Raw genomic sequence first — 22,961 nt, 5'->3', positions numbered from 1 at the left:
CCTCGTTTTAATAAGGGACAACTCTCTTTCTGTTCATCCTATATATTTTGCGTATAAACGTTTTGCTATTTTCACATCATTTGTTCCATGAATAAATGCCCTACCGTCTGTAAATAAAACGAAACGATATTCATCAATTAGAAATGATAGTAAGTAAGGCGTTTTTTGGACAAGTACACTTTTTTGTAATCGTTTTTGAACTTCCTCTAAATGAAGAACACGTTTTACCCCTGAACGGATTTGAACCGTATTCCGTCCGCATAGCACTTCCATTTTCATCTGTGCTTCAAATGTTAAACTTGGGTACGTGCGTGTATTTCCACAAGATGGACATGTATTTTTCTTCTGTCTATTTACTTTTAATGAGAGATATTGATTGTTCCAAATATCAAATGATAACATTGTTCCTCTTAGCGCCTCGAAATCATCCACCAATATTTTCATCGCCTCTGTTACTTGATGAGCAACGACCATTTGTACAGCTGGTTGAATGATTCCTGCTGTATCGCATGTTGCACTGCCCATAGGATGATCCATTAAGCAGCGAAAACATGGTGTTTTCCCTGGAAGAATTGTATACGTTACACCGTAACTTCCAATACATCCACCGTATATCCAAGGTATATTTTCTTTTTGTGAAATGTCATTTATAAGTAGGCGCGTATCAAAATTGTCAGTCGCATCTAATATGAGATCCACTTCTTTTGTTAACTCTTTTATTTCTTGCAGTGTGACATCCGATACTACTGGTACAATTTCCACTTCAGAATTAATCTTTCTTAAATGCTCTGCCGCTGCAATTGCTTTCGGTTTGCACTGCTGTGCATCTTCTTCTGTATATAACTGTTGCCGTTGTAAATTACTCCATTCGACGTAGTCACGGTCAGCAATTGTCAATTTCCCAATTCCCATTCTAACAAGAGCTTCTGCATTTGCAGCTCCTAGTGCACCCGCACCGATTAGGAGCACATGCTTTTCTCTTATTTTTCTTTGTCCCATTTCACCAATTCTAGAAAACAATACTTGTCTTGCATAACGCTCTTGCATAAGAACTCCGCCTTTCACTATCCACCAATGTAAGACATTTCAACTTTTGGACGTTTACTTGTACTTTCAACTGTTCTTTCATCTGAATATCGATCTGTTCTATATCGCCATGTATGTTGTAAAATTTTTAATAATGAGGCGTCAGAAATATTTTCTCGAAGAAGCGTTCGCAAATCCGTTCCTTTTGTTCCAAATAAACATGTAAAAAACTTACCGTCTGCCGAAATACGGGCTCTCGTACAAGAAGAACAAAATGACTCAGAAACAGAAGTAATAAATCCAACTTCTGCATCGCTCCCTACATATCGATACATTTTCGCAACCTCTCCAAAGTAACGAGGTTTAACAGGCTCAATCGGATATACACGATTAATCTTCTCTATTAATTGTTCCTTCGTAATAACTTGTTCAAAGTTCCAGCCGTTTGTACTGCCCACATCCATAAACTCTATAAAACGGAGCTGAATTTCTTGTTCTTTAAAGTAACGAGCCATATGAAGAATTTGACTATCATTCATTCCTTTTTTTACGACCATATTTACCTTTACTTCTAACCCTGCGTTCTTCGCTTCTTCAATTCCTTTTAATACAGGTTTTGTGCTTACATTTCGTCCATTAATTTTTTTGAAGACATAATCCTCTATCGCATCTAAACTAATATTTACACGTTTTAATCCCGCTTCTTTTAACGCCTTTGCTTGTTTTGCTAAATGAATACCGTTTGTTGTGAGTCCAATATCTTTTAAGCCTTCTAGCTTTGCAAGTCTTGCAATTAACGTCGGTAAGTCTTTACGCAATAAAGGTTCACCGCCAGTAAGCCTAATTTTATTGACTCCCATACTTATAAATAATCTCGCTAATCTTTCTATTTCATCGAACGTTAATAAAAGCTCTTCCTTTAAAAAAGCGTAATCAGGTCCGAACACTTCAGCAGGCATACAGTATGTACACCTAAAATTACAACGATCAATAACTGAAATACGTAAATCTTGAAGTGGCCGTTCTAAAGAATCTTTCATGTTCTCATGCATCTATATCCCTTCTTTTCTGCTGCAATCCTTAGTAAGCTTTCAATTTTTTTATTTGCCTTCATTATAAAAAAGAAGCTACATATTCAATGTGACTTTTCTCACATTACTTTCCCCATTCAAAAATTCTTCACAAATCCGTTCGAATTTTGTTCACATCTTTAATCTCATCCACTTTGTCTATTGAATTTTTCAAACTAAAAACTGAAGATTTCTTCCCCTTACGGTCATTGAAATTTCAATTTATTTTTAAAATAGCTCTTGCATTTTCATCATACTTACACTCAAAATAGGAAATGTATTGCTTATAAGAAGAAAGGTGATCACTGTGGCAAACAGTATGACATTATCTCAAGATTTAAAAGAATTACTTGCATCTGTTGAATATAAAATGCAAATTAAAAAAGGTAGTTTTATTTTTCAAGAAGGTATGGAGGCAACAGAGCTCTATATCATCCACTCAGGAAAAGTACAAATTAGTAAATTAAGTGCTGACGGACAAGAATTGACACTTCGAATTTGTTCGGAATATGACATTATTGGAGAACTAACATTATTCACGGACAATGCGAAATACTTATTAAATTCAAAATGCCTTGAAGATGTTGAAGTAGGAGTTATAAAGCGTGAAGCGTTAGAAAAAGCATTACTCCAAAAACCAGCACTTGTATTTGAATTTATGAAATGGATTAGTGAACATTTAAGAAGAATGCAAACGAAGTTCCGAGATTTAGTATTACACGGCAAAAAAGGTGCCCTGTACTCTACTCTTATACGAATGACAAATAGTTACGGTGTATTAAAAGAAAATGGGATTCTCATCGATTTACCATTAACAAATCAAGAACTTGCTAATTTCTGTGCAACTTCACGTGAAAGTGTAAATCGAATGTTAAATGAATTAAAAAAGCAAGGTACAATTTCGATTCATAAAGGAAAGATTACAATCCACGATTTACAATTTTTAAAATGTGAAATTGCTTGTGAAGATTGCTCTGCTTCTGTTTGTAGCATTGATTAGCATCTTATTTAGATGCTAATCTTTTTTCAATTTAAACTACTTATTAACGATTATTTCCTATGTAAACAAAAACGAGGCCTGCCATATGAGACCTCGTTTCGTTTTAGCTGCTAACTCCTATCCGTTTACAGCAGTATTATTTTTTCAACTCATTAGGAATACGTCTTCTGTAAATTACATAACTACGGCTTACATATTTAATTGGGGCACTAAATACATGTACTAGTCTTGTAAATGGCCACACTGCGAATAAACCCATCCCTGCAAGAATATGAATTTTAAACCATACTGGTACTTCCGTCATATATTCAACTTTCGGTTGGAAAATAAAGAGACTTCGGAACCAAGGGCCAATTGTTGTACGATAATCAAATCCTTTTGAATCGATATTTAAAAATGTTGAAGAAAGTCCTGCTAACATTACGATAAGTAATAAAATAAGCGCAATATAATCTCCCTTTGTGCTCGTTGCAATGATACGTTTTACAGTTACGCGGCGGTACGTTAATATAATTAAACCGATGATAGAAGCAACACCTGCCGGAAGCCCGAAACTAATTGCCATTATGTGATACGTATGCTCAGAAATACCTATCGAACGGTATACAGCTTCTGGAATTAATATCCCCATAACATGACCGCCAATTACGAACATAATCCCAAAGTGGAATAATAGACTTCCGATTCGGAGCATTTTCTTTTCTAATAGTTCACTAGATTTTGATGTCCATCCAAATTGATCATAGTTGTATCTAAAAATATGTCCACCGATAAAGATTACAAAAATGATATAGGGAAACAATACCCATAGAAATTGATTCATCATTTTAACAACTCTCCTTTCTAATTTGTCTGTACATCCCATGCTTCGATAGCGAGTAGAACAGCCGCAAGAATTGGTTCATACATACTACCTGCTTCTTTTAACTGAACGTGTAATGCTTGTATATTCTCCTTGTATTTACTCATAATTGGTTCACTGTCTTGCTCATTTGCATTTGCAAAAAACTCGAGTAATAGCGGTAAATAATCAGGTAGTTCTTTATCTGTTACTTCAAAACCCGATTTTTTATAATGCTGCTTTAACTCTAGTAATTCAATCCCTCTTTCTCTTTGTTCACCAGTGTTCATATACGTTAAATACATATTCGTCTTTTTACCAAAATCAAATGTATATACGTAACCATCAATAAGTTTATCGTTCGTTTTATGTAGCGCTTGTTTTATAAATGTTGTAAGTGAAGCTTTAACATCGTCCTGTTCAATCGCTTCCATCTCTTCTAGTAATTCAGTTAAAGCTTCCCTCCACCCGAGTTCCGGGTAGGAGAGAAGGAATGAAGAACAAGAAAAAGCAGTTCGTAAACTTTGTTTCATAATTTGCTGCCCCCTTTATTTAAGAAATTGTCATACAAGAGCCTGGGCCACCTGCGAATGATAAACCACAGCTTCCTTGTTCACTATATAAATCTGCAACTTGTTCTCGGTGAGACGTCGGGATAACAAAACGATCTTTATATTTCGCAATAGCAAGAAGACGATACATATCTTCTACATCCTGTTTTGTTAAACCAAGTTCTTTTAATACAGCTTCATTTGGCTCTTTATTAATTTGCAGCGCTCTCATATGCGTTCGCATAACAGCCATTTTCTTCAATGTAAGACGAATGTGTGATTCATCTCCTGCAGTGAGTAAATTCGCTAAATATTGAATTGGAATACGCATATTATCGATAGCAGGGAAAATCTCTTCTGCTTGCCAGTTACTGCCTTTCCCTTCCACCATATTCATAATTGGGCTAAGCGGCGGAATATACCAAACCATCGGCATTGTACGATACTCTGGATGAAGAGGCAGAGCAACTTTCCAATCGATAATCATTTTATAGATCGGTGACTGTTGTGCTGCTTTAATCCATTCTTCAGGAATGCCTTGTTTTTTCGCTTCAGCTGCTATTTCTGGATCATTTGGATCTAGGAAAACAGTAAGCTGAGATTCATATAAATCTTTTTCGTCTTCAACAGAAGCTGCTTCTTTTACTTTATCAGCGTCATATAGCATTACCCCAATATACCTGATACGTCCCACACATGTTTCTGAACAAATTGTTGGCATACCAGCCTCAATACGTGGGAAACACATTGTACATTTTTCAGCTTTATTCGTTTGCCAGTTAAAATACACTTTTTTATATGGACAAGATGATACGCAGAACCTCCAAGCACGACATGCATTTTGATCTACAAGAACAATGCCGTCTTCTTCACGTTTATACATCGCACCAGATGGACAAGATGATACGCAAGACGGATTCATACAATGTTCACATATGCGTGGTAAATACATCATAAAGACGTTTTCAAAATCTGTTTTAATTTCTTCTTCCATTTTCTTTACGTTCGGATCTTGTAATCCTGTTATATGTCCACCAGCTAAATCATCTTCCCAGTTCGGACCCCATTCAATTTTGTCGATAAATTCGCCTGTAATTGCTGATTTCGGACGAGCAACTGGTTGATGCTTACGCTGCGGGCTATTTGTTAATGTTTCATAATCATAATTCCAAGGTTCAAAGTAATCATCAATTGTTGGTTGATCTGGATTGTGGAAAATGTTCATAAGACGTTTCATTTTCGAACCAGATTTCAGCTGAATTTCACCATTTTTCAATTCCCAGCCGCCTTTATATTTCTCCTGATCTTCCCATTGTTTCGGATAACCAATTCCGGGCTTCGTTTCTACGTTATTGAAGTACATATATTCCGCACCTGGACGATTTGTCCAGGTGTTTTTGCACGTTACGCTACAAGTATGACAGCCGATGCATTTATCTAGGTTCATTACCATTCCGACTTGCGCTTTAATCTTCAAGCCAATCTACCTCCTTCAGTTTACGGATTACAACATTTAAATCACGCTGGTTCCCAGTCGGACCATAATAGTTAAATCCATAGCTTAATTGGCCATATCCACCAATCATATGTGTTGGTTTAACATGGATACGGGTTGGACTATTATGCGTTCCCCCACGGGTGCTTGTTAATTTCGTACCAGGCACGTTAATGTGGCGATCTTGCGCATGGTGCATAAATGCCATTCCCCTCGGTATACGGTGCGTTACAACAGCACGCGCTACGACAACACCGTTACGGTTAAAGCACTCGATCCAATCATTATCAGCAACGCCAGCTTCTGCAGCGTCCTCTTTATTCATCCAAACAGTTGGACCACCTCTAAACAGCGTTAACATCGGTAATGAATCGAAATACATACTATGAATCGACCACTTATTATGCGGTGTTAAATAGTTTAGTGTAATCTCTTTCCCTTCTACTTCAGGGCGTGACTTACGGAACGGTTTATGTTGCAGAATTGGTTTAAATGTTGCCATCGTTTCACCAAATTCTTTCATCATGTCATGGTCTAAGTAGAAAGATTGTCGACCAGTTATCGTTCTCCAAGGAATAAGACGTTCCACATTTGTTGTAAACGGTGAGTAACGTCGTCCACCTTTTTCTGAACCTGTAAAGGCCGGAGAAGTAATTACTGTTTTCGGTTGTGCTGTAATTTGTTCGAATGTAAAGCATTCTTCTTCACGTTCTTCTGCTAAATCACGTAATTTTAGATCTGTTTGTTTTTCAAGTGCTTCCCATGCTTTTACTGCCATATGACCGTTTGTTGTAGAAGAAAGCGTTAATACCGCTTCAGCAGCATTGATTGCTTCTTTTATGTCTGGGCAACCTTTCGCAATAGTATCCGTTCGAACAACTCCTAATTTGCTCTTTAATTGCTCATACTCTTTTTCAGCTGACCAAGAGATCCCTTTCGTACCAATCGGTTGTTTTCCGGCATTTGGTCCAAGTGCTGTCATTTTGTCATAAATCGTTTTATAATCCCTTTCAACAACATGAATTTGTGGCATCGTTTTACCCGGGATTGGTTCACATTCACCTTTACTCCAATCTTTAATCTTGCCAAGTGGTTGCGCTAATTCTTGCGGTGTATCATGAAGAAGTGGTGTTGCAACAACTTCTTTCATTGGTTCAAGATCTATTTTCTTCGCTAAATCTGACACAGCTTTAGAAAGTGAAGTGAAAATATCCCAGTCAGAGCGTGCTTCCCACGGTGAACCGATTGCTGGATTAAATGGATGCACAAATGGATGCATATCTGTACTACTTAAATCATGTTTTTCGTACCAAGTTGAAGCAGGTAAGACGATATCAGAATACAGCGCTGTTCCAGCCATACGGAAATCTAAATTAATGAGTAAATCAAGCTTCCCTTCTGGTGCTTCTTCATGCCACTTAATTTCTTCTGGTCGTAATGAATCACTATCGTCATTCATTAATCCGTTTGTTGTACCTAATAAATGTTTTAAGAAATATTCATGCCCTTTACCAGAACTTGAAATTAAATTCGCACGCCAAACGAATAAGTTGCGCGGGAAGTTGTTTTTATTATCAGGATCTTCAATCGCAAATTTCAGTTCTTTTTCTTTTAATTTTTGTGCAACATATTTTCCGATTTCTTCTTGCGTTGTTGCACCAGCAGCAACAGCTTCTTTATATAATTCAATTCCATTTTTCTCGAATGTTGGATAAGAAGGTAACCAGCCGAGTCGTGCTGCTAATACATTGTAATCACCGTGATGTTGATAACGTGAGTTACCTTCAATTGGTGATGCTAAATGTCCAACAGGTGTATCTTCATAGCGCCATTGATCTGTTACGAAATAGAAGAAAGACGTACCATTTTGTAATTTTGGTGGCCCTTGCCAATCTTTTGCCATCGCGATTGTTTGCCATCCTTCTGCAGGTCGTAACTTTTCTTGACCAACATAATGCGCCCATCCCCCGCCGTTTACTCCTTGTGCCCCAACTAGAAGAACAAGATTTAAAACTGCGCGATAAATCGTATCAGAATTAAACCAATGGTTAATACCAGCTCCAACAATAATCATCGAGCGACCATTTGTATCAGCGGCATTTTGTGCGAACTCACGAGCGATTTGAATAATTAGTTCTCGTTTCACTCCTGTCATTTTCTCTTGCCATGCAGGTGTAAACGGTACATCATCATTGAAGTCTTTCGGCTCTTGTCCGCCAAACCCTCGATTCACCCCGTAATTTGCTAACGTTAAGTCGTATACAGTTGTAACGAACACTTCGCCTTCTTCTGTCATAACCTTTTTCACTGGAATTGTACGTTCTAATACTTTGTTTCCATCATCAGAGAAGTACGGAATTTGTACCGTTCCAATCGTTTCTTCCATTCCAAATAAAGAAAGACGTGGATCAATCTTTTCACCTGTTTCTTCATCTTCTAAACGCAAGTTCCATTTCTTTTCGTTATCCCAACGTGAGCCCATTGTGCCTTGAGGTGTTGCAAAATCATTCGTGTTCTCGTTCCAAAGAACAGGTTTCCATTCTCCTAACTTCGTTTCGCGTCCAATATCAGCAGCGTTTAAGAAACGATCAGCAACGAATTGATCTCCTTTTTGTTTCAATGTGACAAAGAAAGGAAAATCAGTATATTGCTTCGCATACTTTGTGAAATATTCCACTTGATTATCTACGTAAAATTCTTGTAAGATCACATGCCCCATTGCCATCGCAAGTGCACCATCTGTACCTTGTTTCACACTAATCCAATCATCCGCAAACTTTGTAGATTCAGCGAAGTCAGGACTGACAGAAACGACTTTCGTTCCTTTATATCGAACCTCTGCTAAAAAGTGAGCATCGGGTGTTCTCGTCATCGGTACATTTGAACCCCATGTCATAATGTAACCAGAGTTATACCAGTCACTACTTTCTGGTACATCTGTTTGATCGCCCCAAATTTGCGGAGAAGCTGGTGGTAAATCTGCGTACCAATCATAGAAACTAAGCATCGGCCCACCCATAAGTTGCATAAAACGACTACCAGCAGCATGACTTAACATCGACATAGCTGGAATTGGTGAAAAGCCAACATTTCGATCTGGCCCGTATTTAATTACTGTATAAAGTAGAGAAGCTGAAACGAGTTGTAATACTTCATCCCAATTCGCACGAATAAATCCACCTTTACCACGCGCCTGCTTATACTTACGTGCTTTTTCAGGGTTTTCCACAATACTTTTCCAAGCATCTAGTGGTGACTCGTTATTTTGTAGTTCCTCTTGCCACATACTCCAAAGAACACCACGTACATACGGATATTTCACACGAAGTGGACTATAAATGTACCAAGAAAAACTTGCTCCACGTGGGCATCCTCGCGGTTCAAAATCTGGCATATCAGGACCTGTCGTTGGATAGTTAAGCTCCTGCCCTTCCCACGTCACAATTCCATCTTTCACATATATATTCCAGCTACATGAACCAGTACAGTTCACGCCGTGTGTAGAACGAATTACTTTATCATGCTGCCAACGCTTTCTGTACACATTTTCCCATTCGCGATCTTCATATGTTTCTTGTGTATGATTATCGTTATAACGATCTATTGGTGAAAAATATTTTAAACGTCTCATTAGTGCTGAAGTTTTTTTCTTCATACTGTTCACTCCTTTAATACGTCTCTCTTACATACCCTTACTATAAGAGAGGTTGTAAAATACAGATGTGACATTTCGCACAGTTCAAGAGATTGTCAAAAATTCAGTAGAAAATAAGTTTGTGAGAAAATCTTGTGTTCCGTTGTGAAGATTATGGTTAATCTTAATTATTAGGAGAATGGTATTTTGAGGTATCGACTATTTTGCAAAAGAAAAAGAGTTTTGATATTATTTCAAAACTGCCATAAGGAAAAGAGTATAAATTGTATGTAAAAAATTTTTTCCAAATGTTATTATTTTATATCGAGTCTGATTTTACATAAAACTACAAATCATTATTTACTGTATTGCCCTTAGTTACGGAAACAATTATACTAGATGTAATCGAAATAAATAATCTGAATATTCTCAGAATTTAAGGTAAAAGTTTTACTATCTACAAATAGAATTAGAAATATGTCCACTAAATAGATTAGAAAACGATAATAACATTAGGAGGATTACGATGCCCCAGCTTGATTCAATACATCCCACTGTAGAAAAAATAATCAATAATATTGAAAAAATAATGGTCGGAAAACGAAAAGAAACGATCTTAGCTTTGACAGCTCTCTTAGCTGACGGTCATGTGCTATTAGAAGATGTTCCTGGTGTCGGGAAAACAATGCTAGTACGTGCTCTTTCTAAATCCATTGATGCTGATTATAAGCGAATTCAATTTACACCTGATTTATTGCCGTCAGATGTAACAGGAGTTTCTATTTATAATCCGAAAGAGCTCCAATTTGAGTTCAAGCCTGGACCAATTATGGGGAATTTTGTACTTGCTGATGAAATTAATCGTACATCTCCAAAGACACAATCTGCTTTACTTGAATGTATGGAAGAAGGCAATATTACAATCGATGGCATTACAAGGCCTTTACCAAAGCCGTTCTTTGTCATGGCTACACAAAATCCGGTCGAACATGAAGGAACATATTCTCTACCAGAAGCTCAGCTCGATCGTTTCTTATTGAAACTAAAAATGGGATATCCTACACCAGAAGAAGAATTTGAAATTTTAAACCGGATGGAAAAAACAAATCCACTCTCTCAATTACAGACCATTACTACAATAGAAGAATTAATTTATTTACAACAAAGCGTACGGGTAGTAAGTATGGACAAAGCAATTAAGCATTACATTGTAAAACTTGTTAATCAGACTCGTACGTACAGTTCTATACAGCTAGGTGCAAGTCCACGTGGCTCAATTGCTTTAATGAAAGCTTCACAAGCTTATGCATTTATCCATGGCAGAAATTATGTTATTCCAGACGATGTTAAATTTTTAGCTCCTTACGTTTTAGCACATAGACTCATTTTAAAAATGGAAGCAAAATTTGAAGGAATAACTGGAGAACAAGTTATCGCAAAAATCGTTGCACGAACTACTGTGCCGACTCAAAGGACGATGAACCCTTGATGAAACGAATACTGCGAGCGCTATATCACGTTACGAAGTTATTGCTACTCCCTTTATGTCTAGTCTTAACATTTGTGTACGCTATGTTTCAAGGAGGGTTTGTAAGTTGGTTTTTGTTTTACAGCACAATTCCCATTGCTCTTTATTCACTACTACTCCCCTTTTACGCTTTATGGGACGCTGAAGTAAGACGAATAACAAACCAAAATGGATATGTAGTAGGAGAACAATTTATAAGCACGATTACAATAAAAAGAAAATTTCCTTTTCCCTTACTTTATTTAGTTATAGAAGATGAACTGCCACCACAATTTATAAGTTGTAAACAAACAAAGATGAATAAGGTAGTACTCTTCCCAGGATTGAAACGAAATATTTCGTTTCAATATGTTATTGACACAATCTCTAGAGGCGAGCACACTTTTTCAAGCGTTCGTGTAAAAACTGGCGATTTATTCGGCATGATAGAGAAAGAAGTAACTTTTTCAGTTCCAGATACATTTTTAGTCTATCCCCAGTATGTAGATATAGCATATCGACAATTGGAAAATCATTTCGAACAAGGAGCGCTTTCAGCAAATATAAATTCAGCAAAAGACTCTACAATCTCTGTCGGTGTCAGAGACTATAAACCTGGTGATCGCTTTTCATGGATTGATTGGAAAGCAACTGCACGAACAAACACTATTATGACAAAAGAGTTTGAACAACAGCGCAGCCATAATGTCATGATATTCATAGACAGAACCGAGTCTCCTCTATTCGAATCAGTCGTCACATTTACTGCCTCTATCGTAAGGACTGTCTTGAAACAAAATTCACCAGCATCATTCGTGTCTATCGGAAAAGAACAAACTATTTTCCCTTTAGACAATGGAGATACGCAGTTACAACAAATCCTTTGTCATTTAGCAAAAGTGCAAGCAGACAGTGTATTCCCGCTCTCCCAGAGTGTAGACATGGAACTAAGAAAAATTTATGAGCCCGTCACGGTTATACTCGTGACCAGTAATCTTTCTCCCGATATTCAAAAGGCGGCTGATTGTGCTGCTATAAGAAATAGAAAATGTATGGTTTTTGTCGTGAAAGAAAAAGCGAATCAACTTTCACACCGAGAAATCAGTATAATAGAAACTCTAAAAAAACGACAAATATTTGTAAACACGGTTTATGAAAACCGGTATACAAACGTGTTTTTTGAGGTGAGCAAATGATAACATTACAAACAAAATACAAGTGGGATACGAACAGATTCTTTATGCATGCATGTGTATTTCTGCTTTTACTAGAATGGCTAAGACCTCTTATAGGTATTACAAATGTAGGTAGATTAGATATTTTCGTAACATTTATAGGAATTTGCTTCGCTCTCTCTTTTTTTCAAACGAGGTGGCAGATTCCAATAAAAATTGTCACAGTCCTATTTATCATTCATTCCCTATATTATAAAAATGCTTTTATAAATCCATCTTGGCTAACAGCATTCTTTTCTGATATGTTTCGAAATTCCTCCCTGTTTTTCCAAGGGAATTTACTAGATATTTCTCCAGTTTTTCCGACGGTTTTATTTTTTCTCTCATTTTGGTTTTTGAGTTCTTTTACTTCATTTTGGATTATTCATAAAAAACGTGGGTTTCTATTTCTTGTATTGACTATTATTTATATCGCAACTTTTCATAACTTACATTTATACAATGCAAACTACGCTATTATTCGTACTGTTGTCATCGGCTTTTTTATGCTTAGTCTTCTTCAAGTAGAACGAATAAAAGAACGTGAACACTTACAAAATTATGCTCGGGAAATCTCAAAATTACTTAGACCACTTACAATATTTATTGTATTATTAGCAACCATCGCATACTTTGCTCCAAAATTTGGCCCTCAATGGCCAAACCCAATGGATTTTTTAAAATTCAACACATCTGAAGCAAGTAAAGAAAAAAAAGTTTCTACAATTGGGTATGGTTTAGATGACTCACGATTAGGTGGTCCTTTTAAGGCGGATCCTACAATTGTTTTCACAGCACGAACGCAAAACAAACAATATTGGAGAGTCGAAACGAAAGATTTTTATACCGGAAAAGGCTGGGATGTTTCTGAAAATCCGAAAAAGGTTTCTTTTAAAAATAAAAACGACGTCGTAAGCTGGTACGAACAAAATACAAAAACGAAAACTACAGAGGCAACAATTACCATGCAAAAAAGTTACCCTCACCTTACCTATCCAGCAGGATTAGTAACAGTTGAAGCTTCTTCTGATGTATCATACAGTGTTGACCCGTTTTCAGAAAAAATTTATACAATGAATGGCGACTCTTCTACTACTTTACATTCGTATAAAGTAACATATGAGATCCCTGAGTTTTCCATAAAAAACTTGAAAGCTGTAAAAACAAATGAAGGTCAAGAAACAAATCCTTATTTTATGACAAAGTACACACAACTTCCCGAGTCATTACCACAGCGCGTAAAAGACTTGGCTATCAATCTTACAAATGATAAAGACAACCGATATGATAAAGTATTAGCTATTGAAAATTACTTCACAGACAACTCTTTTACATACGAATCAACGAATGTCTCATTCCCTGCCAAAAGCCAAGATTATGTAGATCAATTCCTTTTCGATACAAAAAGCGGCTACTGTAATAATTTTTCGACGTCTATGATTGTACTACTTCGTTCTGCCGGGATTCCAGCTCGCTGGGTGAAAGGCTATACAGAAGGAACTCTTGACAATACACTTGCCTCTGCAGAAGGTGAGGATGTTTATACAATCACGAACGATAACGCACACTCTTGGGTCGAAGTATATTTCCCAGAATACGGATGGATTCCATTCGAACCGACAAAAGGATTTACTAATCCCTATAATTTTATAAATAATACGCCTGCTCCTATTTCACAAAATAGCGAAGCAAATAATTCTAATATCGAGCAAATACAACAACGAAATAATGAAGCAAAACTTAAAAGTTTAATTGAAAATACAGAAGAAGCTTCTACTAAAAAGGTCACAAATTCTAAAACTAGTTTTTCTTGGTGGTACGTATTCCTCTCTACGATACTAATTAGTATTATAGGATACATTCTCTTCACCACTAGAATGAAATGGATGACATTTCTTATTATTCATTTCTATAAATACCGAAAAGAGGATGCTGTTTATCAAAAAGCTTACGGTGCACTTTTAAAACAATTTGCGAGAATTGGCATACCACGGGGTGAAAGTCAAACATTCCGAGAATACGCTCTCCATATCGATACACTTTACAACTCGGCCGATATGCAACAACTTACTGCCAGTTATGAGAACGCTATGTATCAACAGGGGCAGGCTACGGTAGAATGGAAGAAATCCGTACACTTATGGGAAGTGCTTATGAAAAAAGCAGCTTCTCCACCTAAATCAGATGGCTTTGATACAGTTATTTAATCTTGAAAATTTGAGTTTAAAGAAAACGTCTCAAAGAACTACATTGTTCTTTGAGACGTTTTTTAATAAAGTGAAACTCCTACTTATTCCCCAAGCACCTTCTCAATCTCAACCTCTAAATCTACCGGCTTCGTCTGCGGAGCAAAACGCCCTACTACTTTCCCGTCTTTTCCGATTAAAAACTTCGTAAAATTCCATTTCACTGCTTTCATACCAAGTAAACCTGGTGCTTGTTCTGTCATGTATGTATATAGAGGGTGAGCCTTATCACCTTTCACATCAACCTTTGCAAACATCGGGAAGTTTACACCGTAGTTTAATTCACAAAAACTAGTAATGTCCGCTTCTGTACCTGGTTCTTGTCCCCCGAATTGGTTACAAGGAAATCCGAGTATTTCGAGTCCTTGGTCTTTATATTTATCATATACCTCTTGTAATCCTTTATATTGTGGTGTGAAACCACATTTGCTAGCTACATTGACAATAAGAAGTGCTTTTCCTTTGTAATCTTTTAACGATTTTTCTTCACCTGTAATTGTTTTAGCTGAAAAATCATAAACTGTCATTGTCTTTGCCCCTCTCTTCACTATCATTCTATGTTTATACTATACTACATTCGTGAATATACAGCTCTTATTACGTACTTATAAGTTGTAATGATAGCGCTTTATTTCTGTTCGAAAATTCGACACAAACTACTAGACTTTTATGATGGAAAGTTTTACAATTGAAATGTGAACAAAATGTGACAGTTTATATTCCATTATAAAAGAAAAGGATGGTGTTCATTATGAAAACTGCACAACATGAAACGATTTCAAATCGCGAGTTTTATTTCGTACTATATATGATGTTATTGTATGTTACTGGCTGGGTAATCGATGTAAATGGTTTATTCTTAAGCTCCTACTTTAATTTAGCAGGAGAGATTATGCTTCCATTAGTAGGCGGGATTGTTGGACTGTTCATTATGTCTATTAATAAACAACAAACGAAATAATAATATTACAAAAAGGCAGAAGACGAGCTTCGTTTTCTGCCTTTTTTCTATTTTAGCGTATAATAAAAACATGCAGTATATAAGGAGTGGTAACTATGAAAAAAGTAGAGCAATTATCTTCTCACCTATATCTTATTGATGATTTCGATTTACAGCATAATGAACGAACAGGTACGTACGTTTTATTAGGTGACGATATTACTTTAATTGAAACTTGTGCAGCCCCTTCTCTTCCGTATATTTTAGACGGCTTACAACAATTACATATTGATTTAAACGATGTTAAAAACATTATCGTTACACATGTGCATTTAGATCACGCTGGCGCAGCTGGTTTAATGATGGAAAAGTGCCCAAATGCTACGTTATATGTGCATTCTCGTGGTGCTCGTCATATGATTGATCCAACAAAACTTATTTTAGGTGCAAAAGCTGTCTACAAAGAAGATTTCGATAAACTCTTTGATCCAATTCTTCCAATTGAAGAAGAACGTGTTCATATTGTACAACATGGTGATACGTTAAAAATTGCAAAAGACCGCACCCTTACATTTTATGATACACCAGGACATGCGAAGCACCATATTAGCATTCATGATTCATTAACAAACGGGATTTTTACTGGCGATACAATTGGAATTTATTATAGAGAACTCGCAGACGTTGATGTAGAGTTATATCTACCATCAACGTCCCCTTCACAATTCCAACCAGATGCGATGATTACTTCTAAAAATCACATTCAAAGTATGAATGTAGATACTATTTATTTCGGTCATTACGGCGCATCCTCTCATGTTACAGAAGTATATAATCAACTGGAATATTGGCTACCTATTTTCGTTCATACTGGTAAGGAAGTCTTTGAAAAGTATAATGATTTCGATGAAGCAACTAAAGCTTTACAAACTTTGTTAATGGATAAAATCTCTTCTCATCTTACAAAGTTAAACGTTCCATCAGATCATTCCGTTTATAATATTTTACATCTAGATATAGAAATTAGCGCAATGGGCATTATTGATTATTTCACGAAGCAAGAAAAAGCAAACTCCACTATTAACTAACAGTAAAAGAAGAGATATACAACAGTAGTTATTGTATATCTCTTCTTTTTTTGAATATATTTTGAGTAAAGGATGGTGGAATATAATGCAAAAAGTGATGCTATACCTCTGCTTCACATTATTTATCGTCTTATTATTATTTGTAGGAGTAAAAATTCAATTTTATTTAGATACAGATGCACAAGTGAACTTTAACGTTTATCCAAGATTATTCTACTTTACACTCTTCCCTCTTATAGTTGGCATTTTATTACGATTCCTTCAATCTATTAATCGCGAAACGAGTAAACAAAACTGGAGCTTTCAACCGGATAAATTTATTGCTATTACAGTGCCTACACTATTCATTTCCTTTTCCCCAGCACTACTCTTTTCACCACTTGCCGAATACCTACCTTATTTAGTTAATATTATTCTAATAAATACAACTTTTGTTACGATTATTAGTTTAATAGCTGGTTATTCCCTTTTAGATTGTTTTATACAAAAGGACAATGCAACGATGAAAAAATATAATTGAATGCTCTATTTTCTTTTAATAAAGAAAGCTCAAAACTAAAGCTTTGAGCTTTTTTACTTATCTCACCTTTTCATCTACATACTCCATAAACTGCTCCGCTTTAATAAATCTTTCTTTGTACGCCTCAGGTACTTCTTCTATTTTTATTGCACCAGTTGATTTTGTCTTCACTCGTACTATTTCATGTGTCATTAAAGCTTCCATATAGCGATCAAACTCTTCTTGCGTTAATACTTCTTTACTAGATTTATGACCATTTAATTTATCAAAGTATGGTTGAAGGCCCATACTTACCTTTTTCATTTCTTCTCTTTTTGCTGGTGATAATCCATCATAATCTATATTACCATTCGAATCTCCGTACGCAAGCTTTGCATTTGTTAATTTTTTTAGTTCTTTTGTAAACTCCTCATATTCCTTCGTGCCCATTTCATCTTTCGCTTCTGATAACTTTGCATTAAAACGCATATACGCTGCTAACGTCATCGCTCCGGCGTGTTTTTTTAAATTCTCAAAAGATCCGTATATACCATCCGCCATAATAGATTGATATGCAAAACCGGTCGTAGGGATTAAAAATGCTGCTGCAAGCACTCCGGCGATAAAACGTTTCTTCACCTTATTTCCCCCGCGATTCATTTTGATTTGAACAATTACTTTTTCTTTTAACTCCGGCGGGGCAACAATCCCCTTCGCTTCTTCTCGTATAGATTCTCTAACTCTACAATCTAAACTCATTTCACATTCCCTACCTCTCCTAAAAAGATTTCTTCTACTTGCTCTTTTTGACGTAGTTTCTTTAATGCCGCATGAATTCTAGACTTCACTGTACCAATTGGAATATGTAATATTTGTGCTACTTCTTCTTGTGAATATTCGTATAAGTATCTTAAGATAATAACTTGTTTCAATTTATACGGTAATTTATGAATGAGTTCGATTAGTTTTTGGTTTGATATTTTACTTACAACATCGTTAGAAAAATCAATTTGCACTGGCTTTCTTTGCTCTTCTGCTTTTTTCATAATTCGTAGTCGCATCCACCTCTTTCTTCTATAAGAATGAATTTGTTTAATCGCAAGCCCAATTAGCCAAGGGCGAAATGGCTTCTCGCTATCATATTTACGAAGCGATTCATATAGCTGTATGTATACTTCTTGAACGACATCATCTACATCCGTTTTATCTTCAATTAAAAAATGTGCTGTTTTATATACTTCTTGAATCGTTACATCATACAATTCGCTATACGCTTCTTTATTTCCTGATAAAGTTAATCGAATTAAATGTGCGTAATCTATTTCAGCCTTCATATTCCAGCCCTCCTTTGTCTTACACTATATATTGGCAAGTAATTCATATTTCGTTCGATTTTTCCGAAAAAATTTTTTATATAAATTAATATTATGATCCGATGAGTTCATAAGCTTCACTTATAACCACGCATAACTATTATATAATTTTCCAATTTCTGATAAAGATTTAAAATGATTTATATAGTCAAATTTAGGAGGATATATGATGAAAGCTATCGTTGTAACGTCGTTCGGTGGTCCTGAAGGGATGAAATATACAGATTTGGATATACCGGCTATTTCAGAAGATCAAGTTTTAATTCGCGTTGTTGCTACTAGTGTAAATTTCGCTGATATTAAATCACGTTATGGCAAAAAAGGAAATAAAGCACTACCTTTTATTCCAGGAATAGATGCAACTGGTATTGTAGAACGCGTCGGTTCTCATGTGAAAAATATTCAACCTGGACAGCGTGTCATTGCTTTTCCTCAAAATGGATCTTACGCAGAGTACGTTGTTTCAAATGAAAATCTCACTTTCGTTTTACCCCATGAAGTCGACTTTCAAACCGCAGCTGCTTGTCCGATCGTATCTTTCACAAGCTATAATTTACTCGTGAATGTTGCAAGGCTTCAACAAAATGAATCCGTGCTGATTCATGCAGCTGCTGGCGGAATTGGTACTACCGCGATTCAACTTGCAAAACGATTAGGGGCTGGAACAGTTATCGGTACTGTCGGAAGTGAAACGAAAAAAGAAATCGCTTTAGATGCTGGAGCTGATTATGTTATTTGTCATCAAGATGAAGATTTTGTAGAGAAAGTCAATGAGCTGACAAACGGAGAAGGAGTGAATATAATTTTGGACTCTATTTCTGGAACTGTCTCTGAAAGAAGTTTAAACTGCCTAGCTTATTACGGTCGCCTCGTTCATTTCGGTAATGCAAGCGGTAAAATTGGCAATTTCAAAACGAAAGATTTACACGCAAGTTGCCGCTCTATACTAGGCTTTAGCTTTGGCACTACACGGAAAAAACGTCCTGAACTACTCCAAGAAACGGCAAATGAAGTTTTCCGTTATTTGCGTGACGGAAGTTTGCAAATGAAAGCTACAAAATCTTTTCCCCTTCAAGATGCAGGGAAAGCACATGAATGGGTCGAAAGTAGAAAAAGTACAGGGAAAGTAATACTAACTGTTCAGTCTTCTTCCTGAAATGAATACTTGAAACAGAGGTGGCATTCATGGGATCACGAATTATGCATGTTATTATCGCTAACGGTATTGCTGAGAAACTATGTATTCAAGATAAAACTTCTTTCTTACTTGGAGGGGTAGCCCCTGATGCGGTTCATTCAGCAGAAGAAAAAGGTACTTCACACTTTTACGCTGGTACAACGAAGAACTATACGAGAAGAATAGATTATGATTCATTCTTTCATAAATACGAAGCACATATAGATTCCCCCTTTATTTTAGGCTATTATACCCACCTCATTGCCGATGATAATTGGCTAAGTGGCTTTTTTCTACCATGGCTAAAAAATAGAATAGAGAATGACGAAACCATCGCACCCCTGTACTATAACGATTTTAAACTGTTAAATGCAAAGTTGCTTCATCATTACGATCAAGAACAACAGCTCTTCTCTCTTCTCAATCAAGAGGCTCACATTGTGGATATTGAAGAGGTTTCTAAAGAAAACGTTTTAGCTTTTCGAAAGTATCTTTTTGAAGATATGTTGTATCCTGAGCAACATTTGCATGAAGACTTACAGGTGTTTACGTTTAATCAAATTGTCGGTTACATTGAAACCGCTATTGAAAAAGGTGCATTTTTTATTAAACAACTCTCTCATGAAAAATCCACTTCAAAGATTTAATCCCCCTCAATATATTTGAGGGGGATTTTCACATAGCAATATTATTATTGGTTCTTCTCCATAACCGCAAAATAATTCCCTTCACTATCAGCAAAGTTAAACACTTTACCAGAAGGCATAGTTACCATTTCTCCAACAGTAACATTTTTATTTTTTAAACCTGCATATAATTGATCCAGATTTTCTGAGAAGAACATTAAGGACGGTGTACCAAGATTTAATTCTGGGCTCATTTTCGAAATAACTTCTTTATTATGTAATATAATGCTCGTTTCAGCACCGTTAGTTGGAGCAATTTCAATCCATCTCATTCCTTGCTTGTTATCTTCCTCTGCAACTACATGAAACCCTACCTTTTCCGTCCAAAAATTTACTGCCTCATCTTGATTATTTACATATAACATAATTTGTCCTACTTTATGAATCATTTGTATTCCTCCTATTGTTTTTTTACATTCTATGTAGCTTTCTACAGCTGGTATCGTTATTCCTTTTGAGTTGGTATGTACTTCTTTGCAAAATTTATCGACTGACTCATCCCATCCAGTTCGTCAAAATAATTGTTTCTTTCAATCATGTTATATCCGTCGAATCCAATTTCATCTAATACTTTGAAGAATATATCGAAATCCACTTCACCATTTCCTACTGCTACTTCTATATACTTACTTGAACTATTACTTTTCACTTCTTTACAATCTTTAATATGAGTTTGTACTATATAATCTTTTAATAGTAATAAACCTTCTAACGGATTTTCATTTACATCACTTATTAAATTTGCTGGGTCAAAGTTAACAGCTAGTCCTTTCGAGTTTGCATTTTCTAAAAATCGTTTTAATACTATTGCTTTTTCAGATCCTGTCTCAATAGCAAAGACTCCCCCAAATTTGAATGCTAATTCTCCTATCTCATAACAAACCCGTATCATTTTATCATAGCACTCACTTTTTTCATCATCTGGAACTTTCCCAATATGAGCTGTTATGATCTTTGCTCCCAGCTCCAAACCTCTGTCAGTAATATATTTAATCTGATCTATTGCACTGTCAACTTCTGTTCCTGTAATTCCATTTTCTCCAAAACTAATTGCTAATGATGGAATCTTTATTCCATTAAAAGATAAGCTTTTCTTTAAAGCAGTCCATTCTACCACTGGAATATTAGCTAAGTTGAAGTTTTTATTCATAGCATATAATTGAATATATTCTAAATCCCATTCCCTTGCTTTTTGTATTCCTTCGTTTACTTCAATATGTTTCGTATTCAAAAACATTCCTAATTTCCTATCCATATATGAACCTTCTTTTTATCATTTCGCATCAGTTTAATATTCGACTTTTTTTATATTACTTCCTTGTACATATGTTGATTAAAAAAGTGATAATAGATACATTTCAATAATCATTAATAAAACTCCTTGTATTATTCAATTGCAAATAAAAAAGACGTAACTACAAATAGTTACGCCTTCTCCATCATTTATCTAGGCTTTTTCTTCCCAGTAAATGCTGGTTTCTTTTTCTTTGGTGCTGGTGGCTTCGATTCTACAAATGTTCCTTTGAACATTTCTTGCTTCGTAAATACGATGCCTAGTTTTTTCGCAAATTGTAGTAATTTGCGCTCTTCTTGTAGAGTTACAAGAGATACGACAGTTCCTTCTTTACCCATACGTCCAGTACGTCCTGAGCGGTGAATGTATTGGTCTACTGTGTCTGGTAATTCTAAGTGAATTACATGTGTTAAATCGTCAATATCGATTCCACGTGCTGCAATATCAGTAGCAAGTAGGATTTCTAATTTTCCACCGCGGAAAGCACGCATCGTTGCTTCACGCTCTTGTTTACTTGCTTCTGCATGAAGAGCCGCTGCTTTCATTTTACGGAATTTCAATTTCTGAGTAATTTCATCTAAACGGAATGGATCGTTTAAGAAAGCAACTGCTTTTACATCGCCCATATGCATAATTCTTCTTACGTAATCATTTTTTTCGCGTCGCTCACAAATGATATACGTATGCTCAACTAAGCTTTTTGATTCTGCACGTGTTACACGTACTAATTGTGGTTCAACTGCTAAATCACGTGCCGCATCTTCTGCCGCTTTTGTCATTGTCGCCGAGAAGAATACTAATTGACGATCGCGCATCGTTGATTTAATTACATCTTGCACTGCACCCATCATTTTTTGCTTTACAATTTGATCAAACTCATCAAATACAATTGTTTTTACTTCATGCATTTTTAGCTTTTTCATACGAATTAATTCTAAAATACGGCCTGGTGAACCGACAATTACTCTTGGGTGTTTCTTTAATTTTTCAACTTGGCGCTTAATATCTGCACCACCAATTAAAGATGCACCTGAAATTTCAGTTCCTGCTGTAAATTTTTGAACCTCTTCATGAATTTGCATTACAAGTTCACGCGTTGGAGCTAAAATAACAACTTGTGGCTGTTTTACTTCAGGATTAATTTTATGTAAAAGGGGTAATAAGTACGCTAATGTTTTTCCTGTTCCAGTTGGAGATTCAGCTATAACGTCTTGTCCTTCTAAAATAGTTGGAATCGCTTGTTTTTGAATTTCAGTTAATTCTTTAAAACCAGCCTTCTCCCAAGCTTCTTGTAAAAATGGTTGCATATCTTTTATCATT

At 35.9% G+C, this 22,961-nt stretch carries 21 protein-coding genes; 9 read left to right on the top strand and 12 right to left on the bottom strand.

The features are described 5' to 3' along the window. Positions 1-33: 33 nt before the first annotated feature. Together QCI81_RS24530 and moaA are read right to left on the bottom strand one after the other, a co-directional pair. A complete protein-coding gene (locus QCI81_RS24530; RefSeq protein WP_001158064.1) occupies positions 34-1,047 on the bottom strand; it encodes a molybdopterin-synthase adenylyltransferase MoeB in 1,014 nt (337 codons plus the stop codon). Positions 1,048-1,064: 17 nt separating this feature from the next. After that, the gene (gene moaA, locus QCI81_RS24525) at positions 1,065-2,078 is read right to left on the bottom strand and encodes a GTP 3',8-cyclase MoaA (RefSeq protein WP_023521780.1); all 1,014 of its coding nucleotides are present in this window, start codon (positions 2,076-2,078) and stop codon (positions 1,065-1,067) included. Positions 2,079-2,403: 325 nt separating this feature from the next. Here moaA and QCI81_RS24520 point away from each other — a divergent pair, with 325 nt between their 5' ends. Next, entirely contained in the window at positions 2,404-3,096 is a 693-nt protein-coding gene (locus QCI81_RS24520; RefSeq protein WP_000013866.1) for a Crp/Fnr family transcriptional regulator, read from the top strand. A 136-nt stretch (positions 3,097-3,232) separates the two neighbouring features. Here QCI81_RS24520 and narI read toward each other — a convergent pair whose 3' ends face one another. The 4 genes from narI to QCI81_RS24500 are packed head-to-tail and all read right to left on the bottom strand — an operon-like array spanning position 3,233 to position 9,638. After that, complete coding sequence (gene narI, locus QCI81_RS24515; protein WP_023521779.1) at positions 3,233-3,922, bottom strand: respiratory nitrate reductase subunit gamma; 690 nt, start codon at positions 3,920-3,922, stop codon at positions 3,233-3,235. Between the two features lie 17 nt (positions 3,923-3,939). Beyond that, positions 3,940-4,470: a nitrate reductase molybdenum cofactor assembly chaperone gene (narJ, locus tag QCI81_RS24510; protein ID WP_023521778.1), complete on the bottom strand. Its 531-nt coding sequence runs from the start codon at positions 4,468-4,470 to the stop codon at positions 3,940-3,942. A 19-nt stretch (positions 4,471-4,489) separates the two neighbouring features. After that, entirely contained in the window at positions 4,490-5,965 is a 1,476-nt protein-coding gene (gene narH, locus QCI81_RS24505; RefSeq protein WP_065483369.1) for a nitrate reductase subunit beta, read from the bottom strand. Beyond that, positions 5,955-9,638 (bottom strand): nitrate reductase subunit alpha, encoded by a 3,684-nt coding sequence (locus QCI81_RS24500; RefSeq protein WP_023521776.1) that lies wholly within the window; start codon positions 9,636-9,638, stop codon positions 5,955-5,957. Before QCI81_RS24500 ends, narH begins: the two co-directional genes overlap by 11 nt. Positions 9,639-10,143: 505 nt before the next feature. Between QCI81_RS24500 and QCI81_RS24495 the strand changes: the two genes are divergently transcribed. Genes QCI81_RS24495 through QCI81_RS24485 form a run of 3 tightly spaced genes read left to right on the top strand, consistent with a single transcriptional unit; the run spans position 10,144 to position 14,545 of the window. Next, positions 10,144-11,106, top strand: a complete 963-nt coding sequence (locus tag QCI81_RS24495) for an AAA family ATPase (protein WP_353810901.1) — start codon at positions 10,144-10,146, stop codon at positions 11,104-11,106. Next, positions 11,106-12,320, top strand: coding sequence for a DUF58 domain-containing protein (locus tag QCI81_RS24490; protein ID WP_000821909.1), 1,215 nt, complete (start codon positions 11,106-11,108; stop codon positions 12,318-12,320). The genes QCI81_RS24495 and QCI81_RS24490 overlap by 1 nt, the downstream gene beginning before the upstream one ends. After that, positions 12,317-14,545, top strand: coding sequence for a transglutaminase TgpA family protein (locus tag QCI81_RS24485; protein ID WP_023521773.1), 2,229 nt, complete (start codon positions 12,317-12,319; stop codon positions 14,543-14,545). Before QCI81_RS24490 ends, QCI81_RS24485 begins: the two co-directional genes overlap by 4 nt. 83 nt (positions 14,546-14,628) lie before the next feature. Here QCI81_RS24485 and bsaA read toward each other — a convergent pair whose 3' ends face one another. After that, complete coding sequence (bsaA, locus tag QCI81_RS24480) at positions 14,629-15,111, bottom strand: glutathione peroxidase (protein WP_000219440.1); 483 nt, start codon at positions 15,109-15,111, stop codon at positions 14,629-14,631. A gap of 224 nt (positions 15,112-15,335) precedes the next feature. Here bsaA and QCI81_RS24475 point away from each other — a divergent pair, with 224 nt between their 5' ends. From QCI81_RS24475 to QCI81_RS24465, 3 genes are all read left to right on the top strand, one after another. Further along, on the top strand, positions 15,336-15,545 hold the full coding sequence (locus tag QCI81_RS24475) for a DUF3925 domain-containing protein (RefSeq protein ID WP_000844984.1): 210 nt from the start codon (positions 15,336-15,338) through the stop codon (positions 15,543-15,545). A gap of 95 nt (positions 15,546-15,640) precedes the next feature. After that, a complete protein-coding gene (locus QCI81_RS24470) occupies positions 15,641-16,612 on the top strand; it encodes an MBL fold metallo-hydrolase (protein ID WP_000754965.1) in 972 nt (323 codons plus the stop codon). A gap of 85 nt (positions 16,613-16,697) precedes the next feature. After that, positions 16,698-17,132: a hypothetical protein gene (locus QCI81_RS24465; RefSeq protein ID WP_001174535.1), complete on the top strand. Its 435-nt coding sequence runs from the start codon at positions 16,698-16,700 to the stop codon at positions 17,130-17,132. 57 nt (positions 17,133-17,189) lie between these two features. Here QCI81_RS24465 and QCI81_RS24460 read toward each other — a convergent pair whose 3' ends face one another. Further along, positions 17,190-17,870 (bottom strand): DUF3600 domain-containing protein, encoded by a 681-nt coding sequence (locus tag QCI81_RS24460; RefSeq protein ID WP_023521772.1) that lies wholly within the window; start codon positions 17,868-17,870, stop codon positions 17,190-17,192. Then, positions 17,867-18,445, bottom strand: coding sequence for a sigma-70 family RNA polymerase sigma factor (locus QCI81_RS24455; protein ID WP_000642664.1), 579 nt, complete (start codon positions 18,443-18,445; stop codon positions 17,867-17,869). Before QCI81_RS24455 ends, QCI81_RS24460 begins: the two co-directional genes overlap by 4 nt. 208 nt (positions 18,446-18,653) lie before the next feature. On the opposite strand from QCI81_RS24455, the gene QCI81_RS24450 reads away from it, so the two are divergent. Both QCI81_RS24450 and QCI81_RS24445 read left to right on the top strand, forming a co-directional pair. Beyond that, positions 18,654-19,640, top strand: coding sequence for a quinone oxidoreductase family protein (locus QCI81_RS24450; RefSeq protein WP_023521771.1), 987 nt, complete (start codon positions 18,654-18,656; stop codon positions 19,638-19,640). Between the two features lie 29 nt (positions 19,641-19,669). Further along, positions 19,670-20,308, top strand: a complete 639-nt coding sequence (locus QCI81_RS24445; protein ID WP_023521770.1) for a hypothetical protein — start codon at positions 19,670-19,672, stop codon at positions 20,306-20,308. A 44-nt stretch (positions 20,309-20,352) separates the two neighbouring features. Here the strand turns inward: QCI81_RS24445 and QCI81_RS24440 are convergent, their stop codons facing one another. From QCI81_RS24440 to QCI81_RS24430, 3 genes are all read right to left on the bottom strand, one after another. Next, a complete protein-coding gene (locus tag QCI81_RS24440; protein WP_000581475.1) occupies positions 20,353-20,736 on the bottom strand; it encodes a VOC family protein in 384 nt (127 codons plus the stop codon). Between the two features lie 56 nt (positions 20,737-20,792). Beyond that, positions 20,793-21,602 carry a sugar phosphate isomerase/epimerase family protein gene (locus QCI81_RS24435; protein WP_000375200.1) on the bottom strand — a complete coding sequence of 270 codons (810 nt, stop codon included), beginning with the start codon at positions 21,600-21,602 and terminating at the stop codon, positions 20,793-20,795. A 188-nt stretch (positions 21,603-21,790) separates the two neighbouring features. Continuing rightward, positions 21,791-22,960, bottom strand: a complete 1,170-nt coding sequence (locus tag QCI81_RS24430; protein WP_071730051.1) for a DEAD/DEAH box helicase — start codon at positions 22,958-22,960, stop codon at positions 21,791-21,793. Position 22,961: the final 1 nt, after the last annotated feature.

The sequence above is a fragment of the Bacillus cereus group sp. MG20 genome (genome assembly GCF_040459885.1).
Lineage (GTDB): Bacteria > Bacillota > Bacilli > Bacillales > Bacillaceae_G > Bacillus_A > Bacillus_A cereus.
Note: the sequence above shows the minus strand (reverse complement) of the source record. Positions and strands in the feature narration are given on the sequence as shown.